The sequence below is a fragment of the Thermicanus aegyptius DSM 12793 genome, from assembly GCF_000510645.1.
GTDB lineage: Bacteria > Bacillota > Bacilli > Thermicanales > Thermicanaceae > Thermicanus > Thermicanus aegyptius.
On the sequence record NZ_KI783301.1, the window covers coordinates 2321934 to 2342131 of the forward strand.

Below are 20198 nucleotides of genomic sequence, written 5' to 3' on the forward strand. Positions count from 1 at the left end.
CCCAGATCGCCCTTCTCTTTTTATTCATGAAATTTTCTAAGGAGAATCGAGGCATTATGTCCGCCAAACCCAAGAGAATTGGAAAGGGCAATCTCCACCTTCGCCTTTCTTGCTTTGTTAGGAACATAATCTAAATCACAATCCGGGTCCGGATTCTCGTAATTGATGGTGGGGGGGATGATTCCGTTCTGGATGGCAAGCGCTGTGGCGATCGCCTCCACCCCGCCCGCGGCGCCCAGCATATGGCCGGTCATCGATTTGGTAGAACTTACGGCAAGGCGATAGGCATGATCCCCAAAGACCCGCTTAATGGCCATCGTCTCAAATTTATCGTTGTAATCGGTAGAGGTGCCATGGGCATTAATGTAATCGATCTCTTCCGGCTTTACGCCTGCGTCAAGGATCGCTTCCCTCATAGCCCGGGCTGCCCCTTCTCCTTCCGGATCCGGCGCGGTTAAGTGGTAAGCGTCTCCGCTCATGCCATACCCGGCTACTTCGGCAATAATAGGAGCACCGCGTCTCTTCGCATGCTCCAATTCCTCCAAGATGACGATCCCTGCCCCTTCCGCCATGACAAAGCCATCCCGATCCCGGTCAAAAGGGCGGCTCGCCTTCGTCGGCTCATCGTTTCGGGTAGAAAGAGCCTTCATATTGCCAAATCCGGCAAAAGCAAGGGGGCGAATCGTCGCCTCACTCCCTCCTGCAATCATCACTTCGGCCTTCCCCCTGCGGATGATCTCCGTCGCATCCCCGATCGCATGGGTGCCGGTAGCGCAGGCTGAGATGGGAGAGCTGTTTGGACCCTTTGCGCCGAAGAGAATGGAAACCATCCCCGAAGCCATGTTGGCGATCATCATGGGAATCAGGAAAGGGCTAACTCTTTTTGGCCCTTTTTCCAATAGAATCCTGTAATTCTCTTCAAAGGTGGAAAGCCCCCCGATTCCGGAGCCGATATAGACACCCACCCGTTCGGGATGATGAGATGGTATGTCCAATTTCGCCTGTTCCAGGGCCATTTTGGTGGCGGCGACCGCAAATTGGGCGAAGCGATCCATCCGCTTTGCCTCTTTCTTATCCATATACTCCTCCGGGCGGAAATCCTTTACCTCTCCGGCGATATGGGTGGTATATTCACTGGTGTCAAAGGCGGTAATCTCACCAATCCCCGACACGCCGTTGATCAAATTTTGCCAAAACGTTTCAACTGTATTGCCAATGGGAGAGATGACGCCCATCCCGGTGATAACCACTCTTCTTCTCATCGAACCACTCCTTTACAGATCAGCCTGTAAAATACACCTTATAAATAAAAACAACACGTCCAGGCTTCGTGCTTACGGTAAGGGAGGAGAAGAGAAGTTCGCCCACATGGTAAAAGAAGGGGGAGCCCATCAGGGCTTCCCTTCTATTCATGAAATTACTGGTGGGATCGTATGTATTCCAATACATCCCCTACCGTTGCAATCTTCTCTGCATCCTCATCGGAAATCTCCATATCAAACTCATCTTCTAATTCCATGACCAGTTCCACCAAATCCAAGGAGTCGGCTCCCAAATCATCTTTAAAAGAAGCTTCAGGTGTGACTTTCTCCTTCTCTACTCCCAATCGGTCAGCAATGATATCTTGGATTTTCCCAAACAATTCATCAGACATCCCCTTCACCTCCTCTCAAGCATTATATTACATCACCATGCCGCCATCAACATGAATCACTTGTCCAGTGATATATTCGGCATCCGAGGTTGCGAGAAAGCGGATAACCCGCGCCACATCTTCAGGTTTCCCAAATCGGGCGAGGGGAATCATCTTAAGCAATTCTTCTTTCAGTTTTTCATCCAATACGCCGGTCATATCCGTTTCGATGAACCCGGGAGCAACCGCATTTACGGTAATTCCCCTGGAGGCAAGCTCCTTTGCCGCCGTCTTGGTGAGACCGATCACTCCCGCCTTGGCCGCTACATAATTGGCCTGTCCGGGATTGCCGGAGATGCCCACCACCGACGAGAGATTGATGATCCGCCCATAGCGCTGCTTCATCATGGGACGAGTTACCGCCTTGATGCAGTGAAATACCCCTTTTAAATTGGTATTGATCACCGCATCCCAATCCTCTTCCTTCATGCGCATGATGAGGGTATCCCGGGTAATACCGGCATTATTCACGAGAATATCTAACTTGCCGAAACGGGAAAGAACGGCATCGACCATGCTTTCCACTTGGTCATACCGGGAGACATCTGCCTTTACCAAAAGCGCCTCCCCGCCCAAGCTTTCCACCTGGTGAACCACTTCCCTGGCCCTCTCTTCATTTCCTTGGAAATTAACGGCGATTTTGGCTCCGGCTTCTGCCAGGGCAAGGGCGGTCGCTCGGCCAATCCCCCGGGATGCACCGGTAATCAAAGCAACTCTCCCTTTAAGCATTCTTCATCTCCCCTTCCCATTCTTTAACCCATGCACGTAATTGTTCCAGATTGGAAACGTTACGGGTCTCCGCTCCTTTATCAATCTTCTTCACGAGGCCGGTAAGTACGCTTCCGGCACCCACCTCTACAAAGGTGGTCACTCCCAATTGGATCAGGCGGCGGATGGAATCTTCCCAGAGAACGGGAGAGGTGACCTGTTGGATGAGGGCTTGGATCATCTCTTCTCTGGAAGTAACCTCTTTGGCCGAGACATTCGAAATAACGGGAATGACCGGATCCTTTAAGCCCTCGGTCTCTTTCAGCTTCTGCTCCATCTTCTCCCGGGCCGGACTCATCAGAGAGGAATGGAAAGGACCGCTAACCTGCAAGGGAATAACCCGCTTAGCGCCCCGCTCCCTGGCCCGTTTTCCAGCTTCTTCCACCCCTTCCCGAGTACCCGAGAGCACAATCTGACCAGGGGAATTGAGATTCGCCAATTCTACCCGCATTCCTTCCCGGGTCACCTCTTCACAGAGTAAGCGGAGGGGCTCCCTTTCCATGCCGAGGATCGCCGCCATCGCTCCCCGTCCCGCCGGATACGCTTCCTCCATCCATTCTCCCCGTTTCCGCACCAGTTCAACCCCGATTCCGAAAGGGATCGCCCCCGCCGCATGATAAGCGGTATATTCTCCCAGGCTGTGCCCCGCAACATAATCCGGAATGAATGGAGTCCGGTTCTCGATCACCGCTAAAAAAGCGCTGCTTACCGTATAAAGGGCAGGCTGCGTATTGTAGGTGAGGCGAAGCTCCTCCTCCGGCCCTTCGAAGATAAGGCGGGAAAGGGAAAAGCCCAGGCGCTCATCCGCCTCATCAAAAATCCTCCTCGCAACCGGCTCTTCCCCGTAAAGATCTTTCCCCATGCCGACTACCTGGGAACCCTGTCCGGGAAATATAAAGGCCACTTTTTTCATCGGCACCCTCCTCTGATCATCTCTTCCATCCTCTTGTTCTCCCTTTCTTGGCTCGATCGGTCGATCTTCGTCCTTTATTTTTTAGCTTGAGAGGGAGCAATACTCTCCGACCACTTCAGCACCGTGGCTCCCCAGGTAAGTCCCGCCCCAAAGGCAACAAAGAGGAGATGATCTCCGCCATGAATCCGACCTTCCTCCCACGCTTCGTCCAACGCAACCGGGATCGAAGCGGAGGACATATTCCCATAGCGATCCAGATTTACCACCACTTTTTCCGAAGATAATCCCAGCTTTTCTACGGCTGCATCGATGATGCGGAGATTAGCCTGATGAGGTACGAGAAGATCAATATCTTCCCGGGTAATTCCCGCCTTCTCGATCGCCTCATCGGTGGCCGAATTCATCACCCGTACGGCGAACTTAAAGACTTCCCGGCCGTTCATGCGGAGCGTATGCTCATTGGCCTCTACGGTCTCGCAGGTGGCCGGCTTTCGGGAACCGCCTGCGGGGATATAAAGATGATCCTTTCCTGAACCGTCAGCCCCCAGGACAAAGGAGAGAAATCCTGCACCATCCTCTACGGGACCTAACACGGCAGCCCCCGCCCCATCTCCAAAGAGGACACAGGTGTTCCGATCCTTCCAGTCCGTAATCTTTGACAAGGTTTCCACTCCGATGACCAACACATACCGGTATAAACCGGAAGCGATAAATTGGGCGCCGGTTGCCAAGCCATAGATAAAACCCGGACAAGCGGCGGATAGATCAAAAGCGGCGGCCTTCTTTGCCCCCAGACGATCCTGAAGGAGACAGGCGGTGCTGGGAAAGAACATATCCGGCGTCACCGTTGCGACTAAGATGAGATCCAGTTCTTCGGCAGAAATCCCCGATTTCTTGAGAGCCCGTACCGCCGCCTCATAAGCCAAATCGGAAGAAGCGGTATGTTCATCGGCGATGCGCCGCTCCCGGATTCCCGTTCGCGTAACGATCCATTCGTCGCTGGTATCTACCATCTTCTCCAAATCGTGATTCGTTAAGACCCGCTCCGGCACATATGAACCGGTTCCCAAAATTCCTACTGATCGCGTCATGCATCTCTTCCTTCTTCCTTTAATGATTTTTCCAAAAGGGAGATCACTTCTAACTCCAAAAAACGCCTGGCCTGGCCGATGGCATTGACGAAAGCTCGCTCATCGGAACTGCCGTGGGCCTTTACCACCGCACCCTTTAACCCCAAGAGCAGAGTTCCCCCATACTCCTTATAATCCAATCGTTTCTTTAAGTTCATCAAGGAGGATTTCAACAGGGCTGCCGCCAATTTGTTCTTCAAACCGGACGTAAAGACCTCCTTCAAATTGTTAAAGAGGGCAGAGGCGGTCCCCTCCATGGTTTTCAGCAATACATTCCCGGCAAACCCTTCGCAAACCACCACATCGGCCGCCCCAAAGGGGACATCCCGGGGTTCCACGTTGCCGATAAAATGAAAGCTCTCTTTTTGGAGTAAAGGAAAGGTTTCCTTCGTCAGTTCATTTCCCTTCTTCTCCTCCGCGCCGATGTTCAGAAGCCCGATGCGCGGGCGCTTAATCCCCATCACCTTCTCGGCATAGAGATTTCCCATGCGGGCATACTGGAGGAGGTGATGAGGTTTCGCATCCACATTTGCCCCCACGTCGAGGACCAGCACTCCTCCGCCGGAAGTGGTGGGCAGGATGGGGGAAAGGGCAGGCCGGTCAATCCCTTCGATTCTCCCAACGATTAAAAGACCCGCCGTCATCAGGGCACCCGTATTTCCCGCCGAAATGACCGCCTCTGCCTCTCCTTCCTTCACCAGGCGGGCTGCAACCACCAGGGAAGAATCCTTCTTGGTACGAATCGCTTTCACAGGCTCTTCATCGGTGCCGATCACTTCCCTTGCCGGAATGATGTTCACCCTCGGCTTTCCTCTGCCGAGAATGGCTTGAAGCCTCTTTTCCTCCCCTACCAACAAAATCTCCAGATCGGTCCATTTCTCAACCGCTTCCACAGCAGCCTTCACGGGGGCCTCCGGAGCATAGTCCCCTCCCATCGCATCGAGAGCAATCCGTCTCATTCTTTCTCCTCCCTTTCCTGCGCCTTCTCCTGTCTCCTGTAAACGAGGAATTCTCCTGTCATCACCATCTCTTCATTCACATAGCCATCTACTCTTACCGATAAGTATTCTCTCTTTCCTTCCTTCACGACTTTGGCCTTGGCAATCACCCTCTCCCCGAGATGTACAGGGCGGAGAAAGCGAATGTTGGCCTGGGCGGTCAAGGCGACCTCCGCATTGGTTAAAGCGACGGCCAAGGAATTGGCTTGGGCAAAGAGGATATGCCCCCGGGCGATCCCAGTTCGGGAGAAGACATGCTCCTCGGTAATCGTCAAGATGGAAATGGCTGACTGATCCAATGTCAGGTCTACGATCTCACCAATCACTTCCTCCTCCAATAAGGAACGAAGGGGATCAAAGCGGCGTTCCGCCACCTGCTTTAGCCTCTCCCTGAGTTCCGGAATCCCAAGCTCCATGCGATCCAAGCGGATCGTCTGGATGCTTACCGAAAAACGGCGGGCCAACTCATCATCGGTATAGAAAGGGTTCTCTAAAAGAACCCGGCGGAGTTCCTCTTGCCTTTCTTGTTTTAATAAACGTGCGATTTCCCTCACCCCAGCAATTTAGTACCTGGTACTAATACCAAATATAAGCTAACACCAAGGAAATTGCAATCCTGAAAATAAAAAAACAAGAACCGTCCCCGGCTCTTGTCTGTCTCCATCATTCCTTCTCGACCACGACTTCCCCCTTATAATGGCCGCAATGCGGGCAAACGCGATGGGAAAGTTTATATTCTCCGCAATGGTCGCATTTTACCATTCCCGGAATGCTCAATTTAAAATGAGTCCTGCGCATTCTCTTACGGGTTTTAGAAGTTTTTCTAAAAGGCACTGCCATTGATTCCACCCCCTTTATTCGATTCCTTATTTTTCGAAGAACTTGGCGAGATCAGCCAGACGGGGATCGATCTGATCGGTTTCACAACCGCACTCCTTCTCGTTCCGGTTCGCCCCGCATATGGGACATAACCCCTTGCAATCGGGACTGCAGAGGGGGTAGGGGGGAAGGGAGAGGAGAACCCATTCTTTCAGCGGAGGGAGGAGATCGATCTCATCCCCCGAATATCGGTTAATCTCATCTTCCTCCAGTGTGGTGGTCAGGTGATCCCCCTTTTGTGCGAAGTATTCCTGAATCGGAATGGTGAAACTCTCCCTGAGCGGCTTAAGGCAACGAGAGCAAGCCAACGTCGCATCAAACCGGAGCTCACCCTTCATTGTCACCAACCGTTGGGTATATAACGCCTCTCCGGAGAAATGGATCTCCAATAAGGAGAGAACTCCCCGATCGTTTACCTTTTCTTGAAAGGGGAAAGAAAAAGAAAGGGGAATCGAAACTCCCGCCGCCCTCTCAAGTTCTGATCGTCTTAGCCGCAAAATGATTCACCCCAGACAACAATGAGTATTATAACGAAGTTCCGGAACATTTGTCAACGTTCGCCGTTCGGCGGTAAAGAGGAAAGGTAATTCAGGGCGTCATCCAGCTTCTTCACCGGAATGATTTTAAGACCTAAGTTTAGCCTTTTGTTTGCCTCAACCGCATCTTCATAATTGGAGCGTTCACCGGGGAGAGGAGGATTGTCCGGCGCGAAGAAGATGGCCGCTCCCTTCCTCTTGGCCCCCACCACTTTATGCTGGATTCCTCCGATGGGTCCCACGGTTCCATCCATGGAGATGGTGCCCGTTCCGGCAATGGCGTATCCTTTCGTCAAGTCGCCGGGGGTAAGCTGGTTGATCAGTTCCAAGGTAAACATAAGTCCGGCGGAAGGACCACCGATGTGTTCCGTCTTAAAGTTTACTTTTTTCGAGGGAATCACCTCCCGTTCTGTCGCAGGGGAGTAGATTCCGATCCCCACCTTTTGCCCTTCCCCTTTGATTTGCCATTCTGTTGGAAAAGGAGCCAACGGGATGGTGATGGTCATGGGACTTCCTTCACGAAGCAGGGATAGTTCTACTTTTTCTCCTTTGCTCCTGCCCCGAAGGGCGCTGATCAACTCCTCTGCGTTCTCCACCTTCTCGCCATCGACGGCAGTAATAACATCTCCTGCTTTTAAGAGTTTCTCCGCCGGCATCCCTGGAATGATCTCCGTAACCACGGCTCCCTTATTGATCACCTGAATGGGAACGTTCGCCTTCTGAAAAGCAACGATGATGGCCGTCTGTTGGGAGTCCTTCATGACCGCTTCCTGCCGCTTGAAATATTGATTCACATCTTCATTGGGGCTCAAGATCTGTTGCAAAGGAACCAGATCGGTGGTTGGACTAAGTTGGGCATAGAGATAAGAAAAGAGCGTTGCCCGGTCCGTCCGCACCGTCGTCATCATCAATTTCCCTTTCTCATCCCGATACCCCCCCTGCACCTGCACGATCGGAGACAACTCCAGGGCAGCTCCCGGGCTCATGGTGAAATAGGGAAGTTGAATCAAAAAAAGGGAGGCGATCACAACCACAAGAATCGGGATGGTGGTAAGCCATCTTTTTCTCATGATCATTCTAGTGCGCATGTTTTATCCCCCAACCTTGTATCAATGCTTCAATTTCTTTTATTTTTTCCCGGGCTGCCCGTTCTCCCTCTTGGATAATCTCTTCCACCCGTTCAAAGGAAGTGGTATCAAAATGTCCTACATTGGGCCGGATGAGGAGATCTGCTCCGCTGGCTCGGTTCATAAAGATTTCGCGGTCCATGATATCAATGGTCTGCATAATCACTTCGAAAATCGAACGAGCCCTTCGATTGACGGATCGATGGGAAACATCCACACCGATGACCAAATCAGCCCCCATCTCCCGGGCTGTAGGAACCGGAACCCGTTCAATAACCCCACCGTCCACCAGAAGGCGATCTCCCATCTGCACCGGTTCAAAAATGCCGGGGATCGCAATGCTGGCTCTTACCGCTTCGTCGATCGGTCCTTCTCGGAAAACGAACCGCTCTCCTCGGGTTAAATCGGTAGCGACGACGGCGGTTGGAATGTAAAGATCTTCCAATTTCTTTCGCTGGGTGAGAAGGCGGACCATCTCCTTGATCTTCTCCCCCTTAATGAAACCGAGACGGGGAACGGAATAGTCAAAGAGGTGTTTCTTCTTTAAGTAGATCGCCAAGCGGGATAGATGATCCAGGTTGATTCGGTTCGCATACAGGACGCTCACAATGCTTCCCATGCTGCTTCCTACCACATAATCGATCGGAATGCCGTTTTCTTCAAAAACCTTTAACACCCCGATATGGGCGTACCCACGCACTCCGCCGCTACCTAATGCCAAACCGATTTTAGGTCGCATACCCTCTTCCTTCCCCTCTTGATAACTTCCTTGTACCATAATTATTCTAACACACTTTATCGAAGGAACGAAGAAAAAGGGGCTTGGTCTTTTTTCTCCTTCTCTTTTGTATAAATGAAAGAAGAAAGGGGAGTGTGCGGATTGAACCGGAGAGAGATCTTTTATGGAACCTTTTTAAGCATAAGTTCCCTCATCATCGTGATCAGTTTTGTTCTCTATCCCGGAGAGGTCTTTCATTCCTCATTACGGGGGCTAACAATCTGGTGGGAAGTGGTCTTCCCTGCCACCCTTCCCTTCTTCGTGGTGGCGGAACTTTTGATGGGCTTAGGTCTGGCCCACTTCTTTGGTGTCCTTTTGGAGCCGGTCATGCGTCCTCTTTTTAATGTTCCAGGCGCAGGTTCCTTCGTGCTGGCCATGGGATTTTCTTCAGGATATCCCATGGCGGCAAAACTTACCACTCTTCTAAGGGCAAAGGGACTTATCACGAAGGGCGAGGGGGAGCGGCTCGTCGCCTTTACCACCACTTCCGATCCACTCTTTATCTTCGGAGCGGTAGCCGTCGGATTTTTCCAACGCCCTCTCCTTGGAATCTTCCTAGCCGGGATCCATTACGTGACGGCGGTAATTGTAGGTCTCCTGATGCGCTTCCATGACCGGAGGGGAAAAGTTACTCCCGTGAAGGAACAGGAAGATTTTCTCCTGCTCCGCGCATTTCGGGCCATGAATCAGGCGAGGAGGGAAGATGGCCGCACCTTGGGGAAGCTCCTCTCCGAATCGGTCTCACGCTCTATTCAAACTCTTCTTCTCATCGGCGGTCTTATCATGATCTTTTCCGTCTTTATGAAACTGCTCGAAGTGCTTCATGTAAGCCTACTTTTAAAGTGGGCTTTCCAAGGGCTTCTCATTTTTTTTCACATTCCCCAACCTTTATCCATCTCCCTCGTAAACGGTCTCTTTGAGGTTACTTTGGGGGTAAAAAGCGCCGCTTCCGAGGGGATCGGCATTCCCCTCATTCACCAAGTCGCCATGGCCTCTGCCATTCTCGCGTGGGGCGGGCTTTCCGTTCATGCCCAAATCGCCAGCATCTTAAGCCAGACCGACCTTTCGTATAAACCCCTTCTCGTCGCACGCCTTCTCCATGTGGGTTTGGCTACCTCCGGAACCTACCTTCTTTGGGACCGGACTCCATCGCTTTCCAACACTCCCACCGTTCCCGTTTTCTCCCGAACCTTCTCCTTGGAAGATTATTGGTGGCAGAGCGTTCTTTACTTCACCCGCTTTTTTTATCTCCTATTCGCCTTAATGATCTGCCTTGGAATCCTTCTCACCCTACATCAGCGGCTGTTTAAAAAGGGCTGAAGCTTATTCTCCTCCGATAAATCCTTTTCCGAGAAAACCTCGACCCCGTTTCTTCTGAGGAGAGCGGCTGTAACCCCTTGACCCGGTATTTTATGGCGGGAAAAGGTGCCGTCATATGTGAGGGTTGAGCCGCAGGATGGACTCGATTCCTTGAGAACCGCCCCTTTACACCCATACATCCGGGCGATGCGGAGCGTTTCTTCCGCCCCTTTCAGGAAGGCATCGGTTACATCGTTCCCCTCCATATCCATCACCCTTGCCTTCCCATCGAGGACATCCTCCCCGCTCCCTCCAACAATCTCCGCCGGTAAACGGGGAGTAGAAAGCCCTCCCAGCTGCTCCGGGCAGGCGAGAACCGCCTTCCCCTCGCGAACCCACTGGAGGACCTTCTCCTGCAGGTTGTCCCCCCCGTCATATCTCGTCCTAAGCCCTGCAAGACAAGCGCTTACCAAGATCATCCCGTCATCTCCTTTTCTTCGTCCATCTCCATGATCGTTTCATGCGTCAAGCCCTTTACCAACTTCATCCTCCGGCTCACGCAGGATACCCCTCCGTCATAAGGCTTTGTTCCCGTAAATGTAGATCGGGGGTGATCCATGATCCCCCCTTTGGATGGATGGGTGCTCTCCTTCCATTATAGAGGAAGGTTCCGGCACTGCATTGTCGTGGCGCATTTGTTCAAAACGTTTTTTAGTCCAGTGTTATGCTTATGTTCTATCAAAATGGGAGAAAAAAAGGAAGTCCCCTTAAGGAAGACTTCCGGACATTGCGCCCCTCTCCCGATCCCCCCACTCATAAGAAACAGAACCGGATCACGCCATAAGATGAACGGTTCTGTCTACATGAACGGGTTTCACGCGAAGGAGATGTCCATGACGCCACCCCATTCATCATCTATGATCGCTGCTTCCGGGAATAAGAGAGGGGTTTTTCATCCATAAAGTAACGAACCACGGTGTTCAAAGCCGCCTCACTGTCGGGGCCGTGACAGATGATGGTCACTTCATCATTCTTCGCCAAACGCAGGGAATAAACGCCTAAGGGGCTCTTTAAGTTTACTTGCTTATTCTCTTTTCTAATGTGGATCTCCGATTGAAATTCATTGGAAACGGATACAATCGTGGCGATATCATTGCTCCGGAGGGGCCGATCCACCGTAATCTCCTTTTGATGTAACATCGATTTTTCCCCTTCCCTTCTCTATAGGAGTGAGTTCATGATTTCACTTATTATACACCGCTTTCAAGAAAAAATAAATAGAATATTCTTACTTAGGGATGAATTTTTTGTGAAACGAATCACATCTCCCACCCTCCGATCGCCTAGTCCTCCTTCTTTCCTGGCGCATAAGATGTAACGGCAGACGATCGAATACCATGCGAAGAAGGGAAAAGAGATGAGCAACCGCCTCGTCGGCATCCTGATCGACCCCTTGATCTATCAAGGCATTCTTCATCAGGAAAATACCCGAGAAAACCCCCACTTTTATGAAGAAGGGGCGAAAGCGTATGGTCTTTCTCCCATCTATTTCCGACTAAAGGATCTAAGGATCCGGGAAGGAACGGTGCTTGCCCTCACCAAAGAGGGAACCCGAGTACAAAGAAGGTCCTGCCCGATCCCGGATATCATTCATAACCGGATTATTCCAAAAAATTGGAGGGAGAGGGAAGTCCTGAGACGGCTTACCCGTTCGGGAAAAAAAATCTTCAATCGAGTAAACCGCCTCTCCAAATGGTCGGTCTATCGCCTTCTTCGAAAAGAGCCTAGCCTTCATCCTCATCTTCCCCAAACCTATCTGGCCAATCGGGCCACGCTTACCCTCATGATGAACCGCTATTCCAACCTCATTTTGAAACCGGATAACGGCAGCATCGGCGAGGGGATCATGCGTTTAGAACGGAAAGGAAAAAGGTGGAATCTCAATTACCCGACTCGGTTAAGAAATGGAAGGACACGATGGAAACACATTTCTTTTACCACCAAGATCCCCCAATTTCTCCTGAAACGTCTGCAGCAGCGGAAATATCTGGTTCAGGAAGGGATCTCCTTCGTCAAAAAAGAGGGGCGCCCTTTTGATCTACGGGTTGCCGTCCAAAAAGAATATGGAGGAAAGTGGAAAGTAACCGGAATCGTCGCTAAAGTGGCAGCCAAGGGACATTTCCTGACCAATGTGGCGCGGGGTGGAAAATGCCACTCCTTAGAAGAGGTTTTGGCGAATCACCCTTCTCTTACTCCTGCACTGGTCGAATCCCGCCTCATCCCGCTCGCCCTTCAGGCGGCGCATCTGCTGGAAAAACAAGTCCCCTTTCTCGCCGATATGGGATTGGATATGGGATGTAACGAAGAGGGGCATCTCTATCTCATCGAAATAAACTTGAGGGACTTACGCATCACCTTCCGGAACGCCGGACTGCTGGAGGCGTGGAAGAGAGTTCACGCCACCCCCATGGCCTATGCGGCCTATCTGCTCGATCAACAAGAAAGGAAAGCAACACCATGAATCCCCTCCTCATCCTAACCCCCGGCTCCTATCCCATTCCTTCCCCCCGAGCCAGCTCTGTGGAACTCGCCCTTTTCTCCTGGGCCTCTCTCCTTCACCCCACCATTCCCCTCACCATCGTGGGAAAAGAACCTGCCGATGAGGGAATCATGAACGGGAAAGGGGTAGGGCCATCCTTCCATTACATTCGTTGCGGGGACAAAAGGGAATATCTCATGAAGAGCATTGAAGTGATACGGAGAGAGAAGCCGAAGATCATTCAGGTGGAGAATCGCCCCCACTTCCTTCCTGCCCTGAAAAAAAACTTTCCGGAGATCCCCCTCCTGCTCTCCCTTCACTCCTTCACCTTTCTTCGGTCCGATTCCATTTCCCCTTCCCTGCGATCCCAGTCTCTAAAGTTGGCCGACGCCATACTCGTAAACAGCCACGCACTAAAAAGGCTCCTCGTCCGCCAACATGCGGAGATCGGGGAGAAAATCGAAGTGATTCCCCTGGGGGTTGATGCGGATCGCTTTCATCCCCTCCCAGAGGATGAACGGCAAAGGAGAAGAAGGAAGTTTCTTCATGGAAGTGAATGGAATCGACCCATCCTCCTCTATGTAGGTCGGCTCATCCCCCAGAAGGGCGTTCACCTCCTGCTTCAAGCGGTAAAAAGGCTTCAAATGGAGAAACTGGCGGTTCTCCTCCTCATCGCAGGGGGAAATAAATATGGAATTAATCAGGAAACCCCCTATGTTTCCCATTTAAAACGGGAAGCCGTTTCTCTAAAAGACTCCGTTCGTTTTCTTCCTTATATCCCCCACGATGAAATTCATCAGCTTTACCCGGCAGCCGATCTCTTTCTCATGCCTTCCATCGGGTTTGAAGCCTTCGGTCTCGTCAACCTGGAGGCTATGTCGTCGTGCCTCCCGGTGGTGGCCAGTCGGAACGGCGGGATCCGGGAAATCATCCGGCATGAAAAAGAAGGCCTTCTGGTTCCCATCGGAGAGCCGGAGCCCATCGTTCAAGCGGTAAAAACCCTTCTTCTCAATCCCCCGTTGGCAAAAGAGATGGGAAACCGGGGGAGAAAGAGGGTGAAAGCCCATTTTACATGGCATCATGTCGCCCATCGGATGCGTCGGGTCTATGGGCGCTTCCTATAAGCTTTTTTCTGTTCAGCCCTCCCTAACTTTCCGTTTTAAGGCGAGCTTTCTCCATCTTGTCCCGAACTTGCAACCGTACCCAGAAGAGATTTAGGAGGAGAACAACGGTAGCCATGATAAAGACGCTCGCCGCTCCAAATTGGTCCGCCACCCATCCCCCCAGGATCGGGCCGGCCATATTCCCGATAAACGTCGCACTGTTGGCATAGCCGAAGGTCCGGCTTTCCATCCCCTCGGGTGAAAAATGGCGAATTAACGCATTGACGGAGGGCATTAGCCCTCCCACGGATAAGCCGAATAAGAAGCGGAAAAGGATCAATTGCCAGATGGATGTGACGAAAGCATGGGGCAGGGTGAAAAGGACGGCGGCTACCAGAGAATAAAAGAGAACATGCTGACTTCCCACCTTATCCCCTAAACGGCCTAAAAAAGGTGAGGCAAACATGTTGGCCACCCCGGTGGCGGCGATCACCAAGCCGGCAAAGAAAGCAACATATTGGGGATGTCCCAAGAGGTTCTCCGCATAAATGGCCATGATCGGCATGGTGCTAATGATGGAAAATTGGATCAGCATGCCGGTTCCGAATAAAGCAGGAAGAGGCTTCGTCTCCATGATCTTCTTGAAATCTTTGACGAAGCCTTCTCCCTGATGTTTCCCCCGTACCGGCTTGTTCACCTCTTTCACAAAAAATAGAACAAGAAGAGTTCCGATAAAGAGGGATGTTCCGGTGACATAAAAAATGTTTCGAAATCCGATAAAATCGGCCAATAAGCCCCCCAGCGCAGGTCCCAGAATCGTTCCGGCCACACCGCCCGATTGAAGAACCCCCAGGGCAAAGCCTACCCTTTCACGGGGCGTATTGGTGGAAACGAGGGCAATGGATGCGGGGATAAAACCGGAGATCATCCCATTTAGCAAACGTAAGATGAGAAGCTGTTCCGGTGAAGTTACAAATCCCATCGCCCCCGTAATGAGGGCCATGCCGAGGCCGGACCTGAGAATCATGACCCGACGCCCAATTTTATCCGCCAAATTCCCCCAGATGGGGGAGAATAAAAAAGCCGTTAAGAAATTGGCCCCAAAGATAATTCCGGTCCATAAATGAAGATTCCCCTCAGCGCTGACCCCTAGGTCTTTCTGCAAAAAGAGGGGAAGAAACGGCATGATCTGTTGCATCGCTCCTAATACAAAAAAATTGGCGACCCATAAGACGATCAGGTTTCTCTTCCATATCTCCATTCCCTTTCACTCCTTCTCCCTCTATTATATTTCGTTCTACGAACTATTCAAGTAGGCGAATATCATTTTCTACTTTTTCCGGTCTCTTTTCCGTTCCTTTATCAGGAGTTCTTCCTCCTCTGGGGACTTCTAAAGATTATATTCCTCTTTATTCTTTCGTGCAACGAAAAAAAGTTCCTTTTGGGGTACAAAAGTTCTATAATAAAGGAAACAGGCACCGCAAAGAAAGGAGTGATCCAAATGCCGGATCTTTTTATTTCCCTCTCCCTTCTCTTAAACCTTATCCTGCTCATCCTGCTGTTCCTTTCCTATCAACGCCTCTCTGCCCTGCAAATCGGACAAGAACAACTCACAAAGGGCTTCCGGGAGGAGATCACCCGCCTTCGGGAAGACATGCTGCGGACCCAAAAAGAAGGAAGGGAGGAATTGTCGGCGCACCTTGCTTCCCAGCTCCAGACAGAAATTCGTCTGTTGGAGAGCTTTTCCAACCAATTGTCCGAACATACCCGTTTGAATGATGAAAAACTGGAGCGCATTCGTGGAACGGTGGAAGGACAACTCGCCTCCCTCCGGGAAGAGAACGGCAAGAAACTGGAAGAGATGCGGCAGACGGTGGATGATAAGCTTCAGAGTACGTTGGAGAAACGGTTGGGGGAATCCTTTCGCCTCGTGAGTGAGCGGTTAGAGCTTGTACATAAAGGCTTGGGAGAGATGCAAAACCTGGCCTTAGGTGTAGGAGACCTGAAAAAAGTCCTAACCAATGTGAAAACACGGGGAACCCTCGGAGAAATTCAACTGGAAGCCCTGCTGGAACAAATCTTAAGCCCGGAACAGTATGAAAAGAATGTAGCCCCTCGGAAAGGAAGCGGGGAGCGGGTGGAATTCGTCGTGAAATTGCCGGGCAAGAAGGGGGAAAAAGAGGGAACCGTCTTCCTCCCCATCGATGCCAAGTTCCCCCTGGAGGATTACCAGCGCCTTCAGGAGGCGGAAGAACGGGGAGACGCCACGAAAACCCAGGAAGCATTGAAGCAATTGGAGGGCCGCATCCGCCAAGAGGCAAAGAGAATTCAAGAAAAATATATCTCGCCTCCGGATACCACCGACTTCGCCCTCCTCTTTCTCCCGGTCGAGGGACTCTACGCCGAAGTGCTTCGCCGCCCCGGATTATGGGAGGAGCTGCAACGGGTCTACCGGGTGGTGATTACCGGACCGACCACCCTTACGGCTCTCCTCAACAGTTTGCAAATGGGGTTTCGCACGCTGGCGATTCAGAAACGCTCCAGCGAGGTTTGGCAACTTCTTGGAGCGGTTAAGACCGAGTTTAATCGATTTGGCGCCATTTTGGAAAAAACGCAAAAGAAATTACAGGAAGCTTCCAACACCATCGAGGATGCCGCAAAAAAGAGCCGCACCATAGAACGAAAACTAAGATCCGTGGAAGCGTTGCCTGACGAGGAGGCCCCCACCCTCTTGGAGGAAGCGGAAGTTTCATAATGAAAACAAAAGCCCCGGAAGAAATTCCAGGGCTTTTTCCACATCCGCTTCCATCTGTGAGGAGTTTATGGGCCAACCTTTCCTATAAATTGACGGAGAGGTTTCCTTCGTCGGCAAGTTTCTCTTTCTTCTTCAACAGGTTCTCCACAATCTCATGGTAGTGGGATGGTTCCACCTTCCTCACAAAATTTAGAGAAGAAATGGCTCGGACCATGTGATCCACCTGCTCCTCATCCACATAGAGAACCGCATATTTGCAACGATTGGAAACATAGTGAATCGTACCATAACGTTTCAAATGCCGAATGGGGCGGAGATGATCCACCCATACCGCCAGTCCCACTCTCTTTTTCATGGTTGATCTCCTTTAAGCTTCGATATTCTAGGATTCGATGATTTTCACCCATCGTCTGAAAGTTAGATCACTTATTTCTTATTATACTACAATGTCGTGTGGATATTGCAACCGGAACTTGAACATCCCCCCCCGGCACAATGGGAATGCGTAGCAAAAGGGGAATCGCCGGGCACCAGGATGGTGGGGGATACTTGTTCCGCCAGCAGTCGACTGATCTCATAAAAAAGATGCTCCAGTTTTCGTTCGGCCTCCTTAAAAGCGGAAATCTCCGGATCGAGTTCCAACTCCCTCTGAGCTATCAATGCTTCCAATCGAATCCTTTTATAGTCGGGATGGTATTTTCCGAAACGCGCCACCTCTTCAAATTTTTCCTTTAGTTCTATAAATTTTCGGATTTTCTCCTGGGCCTGTATGTTCTGGTTCAGGCGGCTTCTTGTCTCCTTGTATTCCGCTATAAGTTCCGAATCTAGAATCCTCTCGATCAGTTCATCGGTCTTCTCTAATATGGCTGTAAGTTCCATCCTCGGTGGGTCAACCTGCCTTTCTGCATCCCTTCTCCTTTGTATTCTAGCACAAGAAAAGGTAAGTTACCTGTCTCAAGGTTCCCAGCGCTATTCCCCTCTTTCGACTCCTTACCCCACCGGTTTAGGATGCGTGGGAAAGTCCATTTCTCCTTACCGATGATGAACGAAATTGAGAATATCCTTGGGGAATAATCCTTGGATCTCACCAATCTCCTCCAACGCAACGCTTTTTTCCTCCTCTTGAGGATCGAATACAAAGCCGACGATGAGGAGACGATTTTCCCTTTTCTCCATCTTAAGCGGAATAAAAAAAGGAAACTCTTCTCCCCCTTTTACCCTGAAGCCCACCGGAATTTCATACTGTATCGATTTGGAAAGGAGGTCCGTCAATGTCGTCAGATGATACGAACGATATTGGGTAAACCAAGACCGGGGGAAGTGGGAAAGAAAAGGAAGGGAATCATTCCATTCCGGAAAGATATTTTCCACCCTCAACTCCCAATCATGATGTACTTGGAAAAGAAGAGGGAGGGGATAGCCCATCTCCTCTTCAGCCTCTCCGGGTTTTAGCACCTCTTCCAGCGGAGAATAACCCGCCTGAGACAACTTGCGACGAAAAACTTTCATCTCCTTACGCCTCACGGCAAAAACCGTAGGTGCCAATTGGCCGGCAAGATAGGGCTGAAAGGCAGGATTTTTCCCGATTTCTTCGGCCAAGCTCTCCGACTCGCAAACTAAGATGAGTACATCATAAAAGCGGAGTTTCCCATGAAGATCCGCCCACTGCTCTACCGTTCGCCTCACATTTTCCGGAACCGAATACGATAAATTCCGAAGCTCTTCCAGGATCTCCTCCACACTTAATCCCTGCTCCACCGCGAACGCAATCGAGTCCTTCGTCAATTCATAGAGGATCATTTGATCCTCCGTCTTCATCTTCGCCAATCGGGCCAATCGATGGCGGAGGTGAAAAGGGGCCTCCAAGGAAACCATATATTGGAAGTTCGGCTGCAGATAGAAGCGCTCCTCCTCCACCGACTCAAACCGAGGGAGAGCAACTTCCAGCTCTTCCCCCCTTTTTCTGATCAAAAGCCCCATCCACTCTTGCAAAGGAAAAAGGACCTCGTCTTCAAATTCTTTCTCATTCAAACCTTTCAGTTCATACCCGTTTTGATTCAAAAAACGAAAAAAAAAGGAGATCGGGATCCAAACCCCTTTGGGAAAAAGGAGAAGCCAATCAAAAACATTCCGATGGAGAGGGGGAAAGAGAGGATAGACCCGTTCCTCCAGATAGGTTAAGAATCGTTCAACGCTCTCCTCCACTTTCTCCTCAAGAAAAAGCCGATATTTTTCCATGTTGATTACAATTCGGTCTCCCTTTTGAATCAAAAGCTCCCGGTATGCGGCGAAATCAAGGATCGAAGCAAGCAGTGGGGAATAAAGCTCCTCTCCTTCGTAAGCGAAATCGCATGGAAAAGAGGGGTGTTTCAAGTCCAACTCATCCTCAATCTGTTGTACCTGACGTTTATGAATCAGTCCTTTTTGCGTTAAGGAAAGGGGATTTTTCCATACATATTCGGTGAGAGCATATTCGGTGAGAGCATACATTTTCCTCAGTAGAAGGGGCAAAGGAGCTCTGCCTTCCACGGGTTGTAATTTTTCGGTGGAAGGTTGGGCCAGAACCTCCAACAAGGCACGCCGTAAATCATCGGGAAGAAAAAATTTGGGATCTCCCACATAAGCGCGATGGGTATAGAGGAAACCTTTTTGTCTAAGCAGTGTTAAGGCAATCAAAAGGAAGGGATATGGTATCGAAATCGTTTCCATCATCACCTTGGGGAAAACGGCTGTGGAGGGGGGCAGTAAAAGGAAGTAAAAGAGAACTTGCTGTTCATCCTTTGACATATCCTCCCATATTTTTTTTAAGACCTCCCGATTTAGTAGGAAGGATAAGGTACGGTCTTCTTCTTTGCTGAAATCCCGATCGGCATAATGTGTCGTTAAGATTTTTTTTAGGGTCTTTGTTGAGAGCATTTCCACACACTGAATCAGTTTCATGGTTTTTTACAACCTCTCCTCTGCAATCCATTGGTCGTTCTGCATTTTTACTTTACCATGGATTGGAGAAAAATGAAAAGATGTTACGGGCGAAAGCCTAACTTTTCCCGGATGGGTGCCCGGAAGGGGGCAAATGCATAGGATGAAGCGATAAATCGTTATAAAGGTGAAAAAAGGAGGGAAAACATGGACTTTACCCTGAGAAAGTCGTATGTTCCTTATGCGAGTCCCCACGATCCCTGCCCACCTATTTACGTAAAAACATATGTAACCCATCCGGCCCTCTATGTGGGATACCAACCTCCCGGGCTCCCTCAATTCCCCCCCTATGAGGCGCTCAGAACAGGAACTTTATGGCCCATTTTCTACGACCCCTATGGAAGAAATCATGAGCGTCAGGAGGGTGAAACATGAGCGAGGAACAGAAGAAAAAGAAAGAGCAACATCGTTATGGCGATCCCCTCTCCGCAGGGGAAGAAAAGAGTCACTTCGGTTCCGACGAAAAACAGGCAAAAAATTCTCCGTATGAAGACTTCGCCGTGAGCGAGAGGGAAGAACTGCATGAAACCGACCACGGTCTCCTGAATCATCCCTATGGTGCATATCCACCCAACGCGGAGAATCTCGGTGGAGGGGATGCCGGTCTGCCCCACACGGACCATGTTTATTGGGCTCATCCCTACCTGCATCCCATGGATCATCTTTATTGGGCTCATCCCTACCTGCCCCACACGGATCAT

Annotated in this window: 23 protein-coding genes; 5 read left to right on the top strand and 18 right to left on the bottom strand. The window is 50.6% G+C overall.

Translation table 11 applies throughout. The features are described from left to right. Window positions 1–20 precede the first annotated feature (20 nt). From fabF to THEAE_RS0112350, 11 genes are all read right to left on the bottom strand, one after another. Complete coding sequence (gene fabF, locus THEAE_RS0112290; RefSeq protein ID WP_028987687.1) at window positions 21–1262, bottom strand: beta-ketoacyl-ACP synthase II; 1242 nt, start codon at window positions 1260–1262, stop codon at window positions 21–23. A 155-nt stretch (window positions 1263–1417) separates the two neighbouring features. Next, window positions 1418–1654: an acyl carrier protein gene (gene acpP / locus THEAE_RS0112300; RefSeq protein WP_005581858.1), complete on the bottom strand. Its 237-nt coding sequence runs from the start codon at window positions 1652–1654 to the stop codon at window positions 1418–1420. Between the two features lie 27 nt (window positions 1655–1681). Then, a complete protein-coding gene (gene fabG, locus THEAE_RS0112305; RefSeq protein ID WP_005581859.1) occupies window positions 1682–2422 on the bottom strand; it encodes a 3-oxoacyl-[acyl-carrier-protein] reductase in 741 nt (246 codons plus the stop codon). Then, a complete protein-coding gene (fabD, locus tag THEAE_RS0112310) occupies window positions 2415–3374 on the bottom strand; it encodes an ACP S-malonyltransferase (RefSeq protein ID WP_028987688.1) in 960 nt (319 codons plus the stop codon). The genes fabG and fabD overlap by 8 nt, the downstream gene beginning before the upstream one ends. 74 nt (window positions 3375–3448) lie before the next feature. Then, window positions 3449–4465, bottom strand: a complete 1017-nt coding sequence (locus THEAE_RS0112315; protein WP_028987689.1) for a beta-ketoacyl-ACP synthase III — start codon at window positions 4463–4465, stop codon at window positions 3449–3451. Next, complete coding sequence (plsX, locus tag THEAE_RS0112320; RefSeq protein WP_005581862.1) at window positions 4462–5463, bottom strand: phosphate acyltransferase PlsX; 1002 nt, start codon at window positions 5461–5463, stop codon at window positions 4462–4464. The genes THEAE_RS0112315 and plsX overlap by 4 nt, the downstream gene beginning before the upstream one ends. After that, entirely contained in the window at window positions 5460–6047 is a 588-nt protein-coding gene (gene fapR, locus THEAE_RS0112325; RefSeq protein WP_028987690.1) for a transcription factor FapR, read from the bottom strand. The genes plsX and fapR overlap by 4 nt, the downstream gene beginning before the upstream one ends. Before the next feature lie 118 nt (window positions 6048–6165). Next, entirely contained in the window at window positions 6166–6342 is a 177-nt protein-coding gene (gene rpmF, locus THEAE_RS0112335) for a 50S ribosomal protein L32 (RefSeq protein ID WP_028987691.1), read from the bottom strand. Between the two features lie 26 nt (window positions 6343–6368). Next, window positions 6369–6878, bottom strand: a complete 510-nt coding sequence (locus tag THEAE_RS20885; RefSeq protein WP_052329986.1) for a YceD family protein — start codon at window positions 6876–6878, stop codon at window positions 6369–6371. Between the two features lie 53 nt (window positions 6879–6931). After that, on the bottom strand, window positions 6932–8005 hold the full coding sequence (locus tag THEAE_RS0112345) for a SepM family pheromone-processing serine protease (protein ID WP_084213540.1): 1074 nt from the start codon (window positions 8003–8005) through the stop codon (window positions 6932–6934). After that, window positions 7995–8783, bottom strand: coding sequence for a patatin-like phospholipase family protein (locus THEAE_RS0112350; RefSeq protein WP_005581866.1), 789 nt, complete (start codon window positions 8781–8783; stop codon window positions 7995–7997). Before THEAE_RS0112350 ends, THEAE_RS0112345 begins: the two co-directional genes overlap by 11 nt. Window positions 8784–8924: 141 nt before the next feature. Between THEAE_RS0112350 and ylbJ the strand changes: the two genes are divergently transcribed. Next, window positions 8925–10142, top strand: a complete 1218-nt coding sequence (gene ylbJ, locus THEAE_RS0112355) for a sporulation integral membrane protein YlbJ (RefSeq protein WP_028987693.1) — start codon at window positions 8925–8927, stop codon at window positions 10140–10142. Here the strand turns inward: ylbJ and THEAE_RS0112360 are convergent. The 3 genes from THEAE_RS0112360 to THEAE_RS20890 form a co-directional block, all read right to left on the bottom strand. Continuing rightward, the gene (locus THEAE_RS0112360; protein ID WP_028987694.1) at window positions 10118–10600 is read right to left on the bottom strand and encodes a 2-thiouracil desulfurase family protein; all 483 of its coding nucleotides are present in this window, start codon (window positions 10598–10600) and stop codon (window positions 10118–10120) included. The two genes, ylbJ and THEAE_RS0112360, sit on opposite strands and share 25 nt — an antisense overlap. After that, window positions 10597–10740 carry a hypothetical protein gene (locus tag THEAE_RS23050; protein ID WP_156920620.1) on the bottom strand — a complete coding sequence of 48 codons (144 nt, stop codon included), beginning with the start codon at window positions 10738–10740 and terminating at the stop codon, window positions 10597–10599. Before THEAE_RS23050 ends, THEAE_RS0112360 begins: the two co-directional genes overlap by 4 nt. 296 nt (window positions 10741–11036) lie before the next feature. Next, a complete protein-coding gene (locus THEAE_RS20890) occupies window positions 11037–11321 on the bottom strand; it encodes an HPr family phosphocarrier protein (protein WP_005581869.1) in 285 nt (94 codons plus the stop codon). Between the two features lie 217 nt (window positions 11322–11538). Between THEAE_RS20890 and THEAE_RS0112375 the strand changes: the two genes are divergently transcribed. Next, the gene (locus tag THEAE_RS0112375) at window positions 11539–12642 is read left to right on the top strand and encodes a YheC/YheD family endospore coat-associated protein (RefSeq protein ID WP_028987695.1); all 1104 of its coding nucleotides are present in this window, start codon (window positions 11539–11541) and stop codon (window positions 12640–12642) included. Next, entirely contained in the window at window positions 12639–13784 is a 1146-nt protein-coding gene (locus THEAE_RS20895) for a glycosyltransferase family 4 protein (RefSeq protein ID WP_052329990.1), read from the top strand. The genes THEAE_RS0112375 and THEAE_RS20895 overlap by 4 nt, the downstream gene beginning before the upstream one ends. Before the next feature lie 22 nt (window positions 13785–13806). Here the strand turns inward: THEAE_RS20895 and THEAE_RS0112385 are convergent, their stop codons facing one another. Further along, window positions 13807–15024 (bottom strand): MFS transporter, encoded by a 1218-nt coding sequence (locus THEAE_RS0112385; RefSeq protein WP_005581873.1) that lies wholly within the window; start codon window positions 15022–15024, stop codon window positions 13807–13809. A 240-nt stretch (window positions 15025–15264) separates the two neighbouring features. Here THEAE_RS0112385 and THEAE_RS0112390 point away from each other — a divergent pair, with 240 nt between their 5' ends. Further along, window positions 15265–16518, top strand: coding sequence for a DNA recombination protein RmuC (locus THEAE_RS0112390; RefSeq protein ID WP_028987696.1), 1254 nt, complete (start codon window positions 15265–15267; stop codon window positions 16516–16518). A gap of 82 nt (window positions 16519–16600) precedes the next feature. Here the strand turns inward: THEAE_RS0112390 and THEAE_RS0112395 are convergent, their stop codons facing one another. The 3 genes from THEAE_RS0112395 to THEAE_RS0112405 all read right to left on the bottom strand — a co-directional run bounded on the left by THEAE_RS0112395 (window position 16601) and on the right by THEAE_RS0112405 (window position 19458). Then, window positions 16601–16873, bottom strand: coding sequence for a YlbG family protein (locus tag THEAE_RS0112395; protein ID WP_005581875.1), 273 nt, complete (start codon window positions 16871–16873; stop codon window positions 16601–16603). An 86-nt stretch (window positions 16874–16959) separates the two neighbouring features. After that, on the bottom strand, window positions 16960–17397 hold the full coding sequence (locus tag THEAE_RS0112400; RefSeq protein ID WP_028987697.1) for a YlbF/YmcA family competence regulator: 438 nt from the start codon (window positions 17395–17397) through the stop codon (window positions 16960–16962). A 153-nt stretch (window positions 17398–17550) separates the two neighbouring features. After that, complete coding sequence (locus THEAE_RS0112405; protein ID WP_028987698.1) at window positions 17551–19458, bottom strand: helicase-associated domain-containing protein; 1908 nt, start codon at window positions 19456–19458, stop codon at window positions 17551–17553. Window positions 19459–19644: 186 nt separating this feature from the next. On the opposite strand from THEAE_RS0112405, the gene THEAE_RS0112410 reads away from it, so the two are divergent. Then, on the top strand, window positions 19645–19872 hold the full coding sequence (locus THEAE_RS0112410) for a spore coat associated protein CotJA (RefSeq protein ID WP_005581879.1): 228 nt from the start codon (window positions 19645–19647) through the stop codon (window positions 19870–19872). The last annotated feature ends 326 nt before the right edge of the window (window positions 19873–20198 follow it).

Coding starts and splice junctions, on each gene's coding strand:
- fabF (WP_028987687.1), bottom strand. CDS start 1,262: ATGAGAAGAAGAGTGGTTATCACCGGGATGGGCGTCATCTCTCCCATT.
- acpP (WP_005581858.1), bottom strand. CDS start 1,654: ATGTCTGATGAATTGTTTGGGAAAATCCAAGATATCATTGCTGACCGA.
- fabG (WP_005581859.1), bottom strand. CDS start 2,422: ATGCTTAAAGGGAGAGTTGCTTTGATTACCGGTGCATCCCGGGGGATT.
- fabD (WP_028987688.1), bottom strand. CDS start 3,374: ATGAAAAAAGTGGCCTTTATATTTCCCGGACAGGGTTCCCAGGTAGTC.
- THEAE_RS0112315 (WP_028987689.1), bottom strand. CDS start 4,465: ATGACGCGATCAGTAGGAATTTTGGGAACCGGTTCATATGTGCCGGAG.
- plsX (WP_005581862.1), bottom strand. CDS start 5,463: ATGAGACGGATTGCTCTCGATGCGATGGGAGGGGACTATGCTCCGGAG.
- rpmF (WP_028987691.1), bottom strand. CDS start 6,342: ATGGCAGTGCCTTTTAGAAAAACTTCTAAAACCCGTAAGAGAATGCGC.
- THEAE_RS0112345 (WP_084213540.1), bottom strand. CDS start 8,005: ATGCGCACTAGAATGATCATGAGAAAAAGATGGCTTACCACCATCCCG.
- THEAE_RS0112350 (WP_005581866.1), bottom strand. CDS start 8,783: ATGCGACCTAAAATCGGTTTGGCATTAGGTAGCGGCGGAGTGCGTGGG.
- THEAE_RS0112360 (WP_028987694.1), bottom strand. CDS start 10,600: ATGATCTTGGTAAGCGCTTGTCTTGCAGGGCTTAGGACGAGATATGAC.
- THEAE_RS23050 (WP_156920620.1), bottom strand. CDS start 10,740: ATGGATCACCCCCGATCTACATTTACGGGAACAAAGCCTTATGACGGA.
- THEAE_RS20890 (WP_005581869.1), bottom strand. CDS start 11,321: ATGTTACATCAAAAGGAGATTACGGTGGATCGGCCCCTCCGGAGCAAT.
- THEAE_RS0112375 (WP_028987695.1), top strand. CDS start 11,539: ATGAGCAACCGCCTCGTCGGCATCCTGATCGACCCCTTGATCTATCAA.
- THEAE_RS20895 (WP_052329990.1), top strand. CDS start 12,639: ATGAATCCCCTCCTCATCCTAACCCCCGGCTCCTATCCCATTCCTTCC.
- THEAE_RS0112385 (WP_005581873.1), bottom strand. CDS start 15,024: ATGGAGATATGGAAGAGAAACCTGATCGTCTTATGGGTCGCCAATTTT.
- THEAE_RS0112390 (WP_028987696.1), top strand. CDS start 15,265: ATGCCGGATCTTTTTATTTCCCTCTCCCTTCTCTTAAACCTTATCCTG.
- THEAE_RS0112395 (WP_005581875.1), bottom strand. CDS start 16,873: ATGAAAAAGAGAGTGGGACTGGCGGTATGGGTGGATCATCTCCGCCCC.
- THEAE_RS0112400 (WP_028987697.1), bottom strand. CDS start 17,397: ATGGAACTTACAGCCATATTAGAGAAGACCGATGAACTGATCGAGAGG.
- THEAE_RS0112405 (WP_028987698.1), bottom strand. CDS start 19,458: ATGAAACTGATTCAGTGTGTGGAAATGCTCTCAACAAAGACCCTAAAA.
- THEAE_RS0112410 (WP_005581879.1), top strand. CDS start 19,645: ATGGACTTTACCCTGAGAAAGTCGTATGTTCCTTATGCGAGTCCCCAC.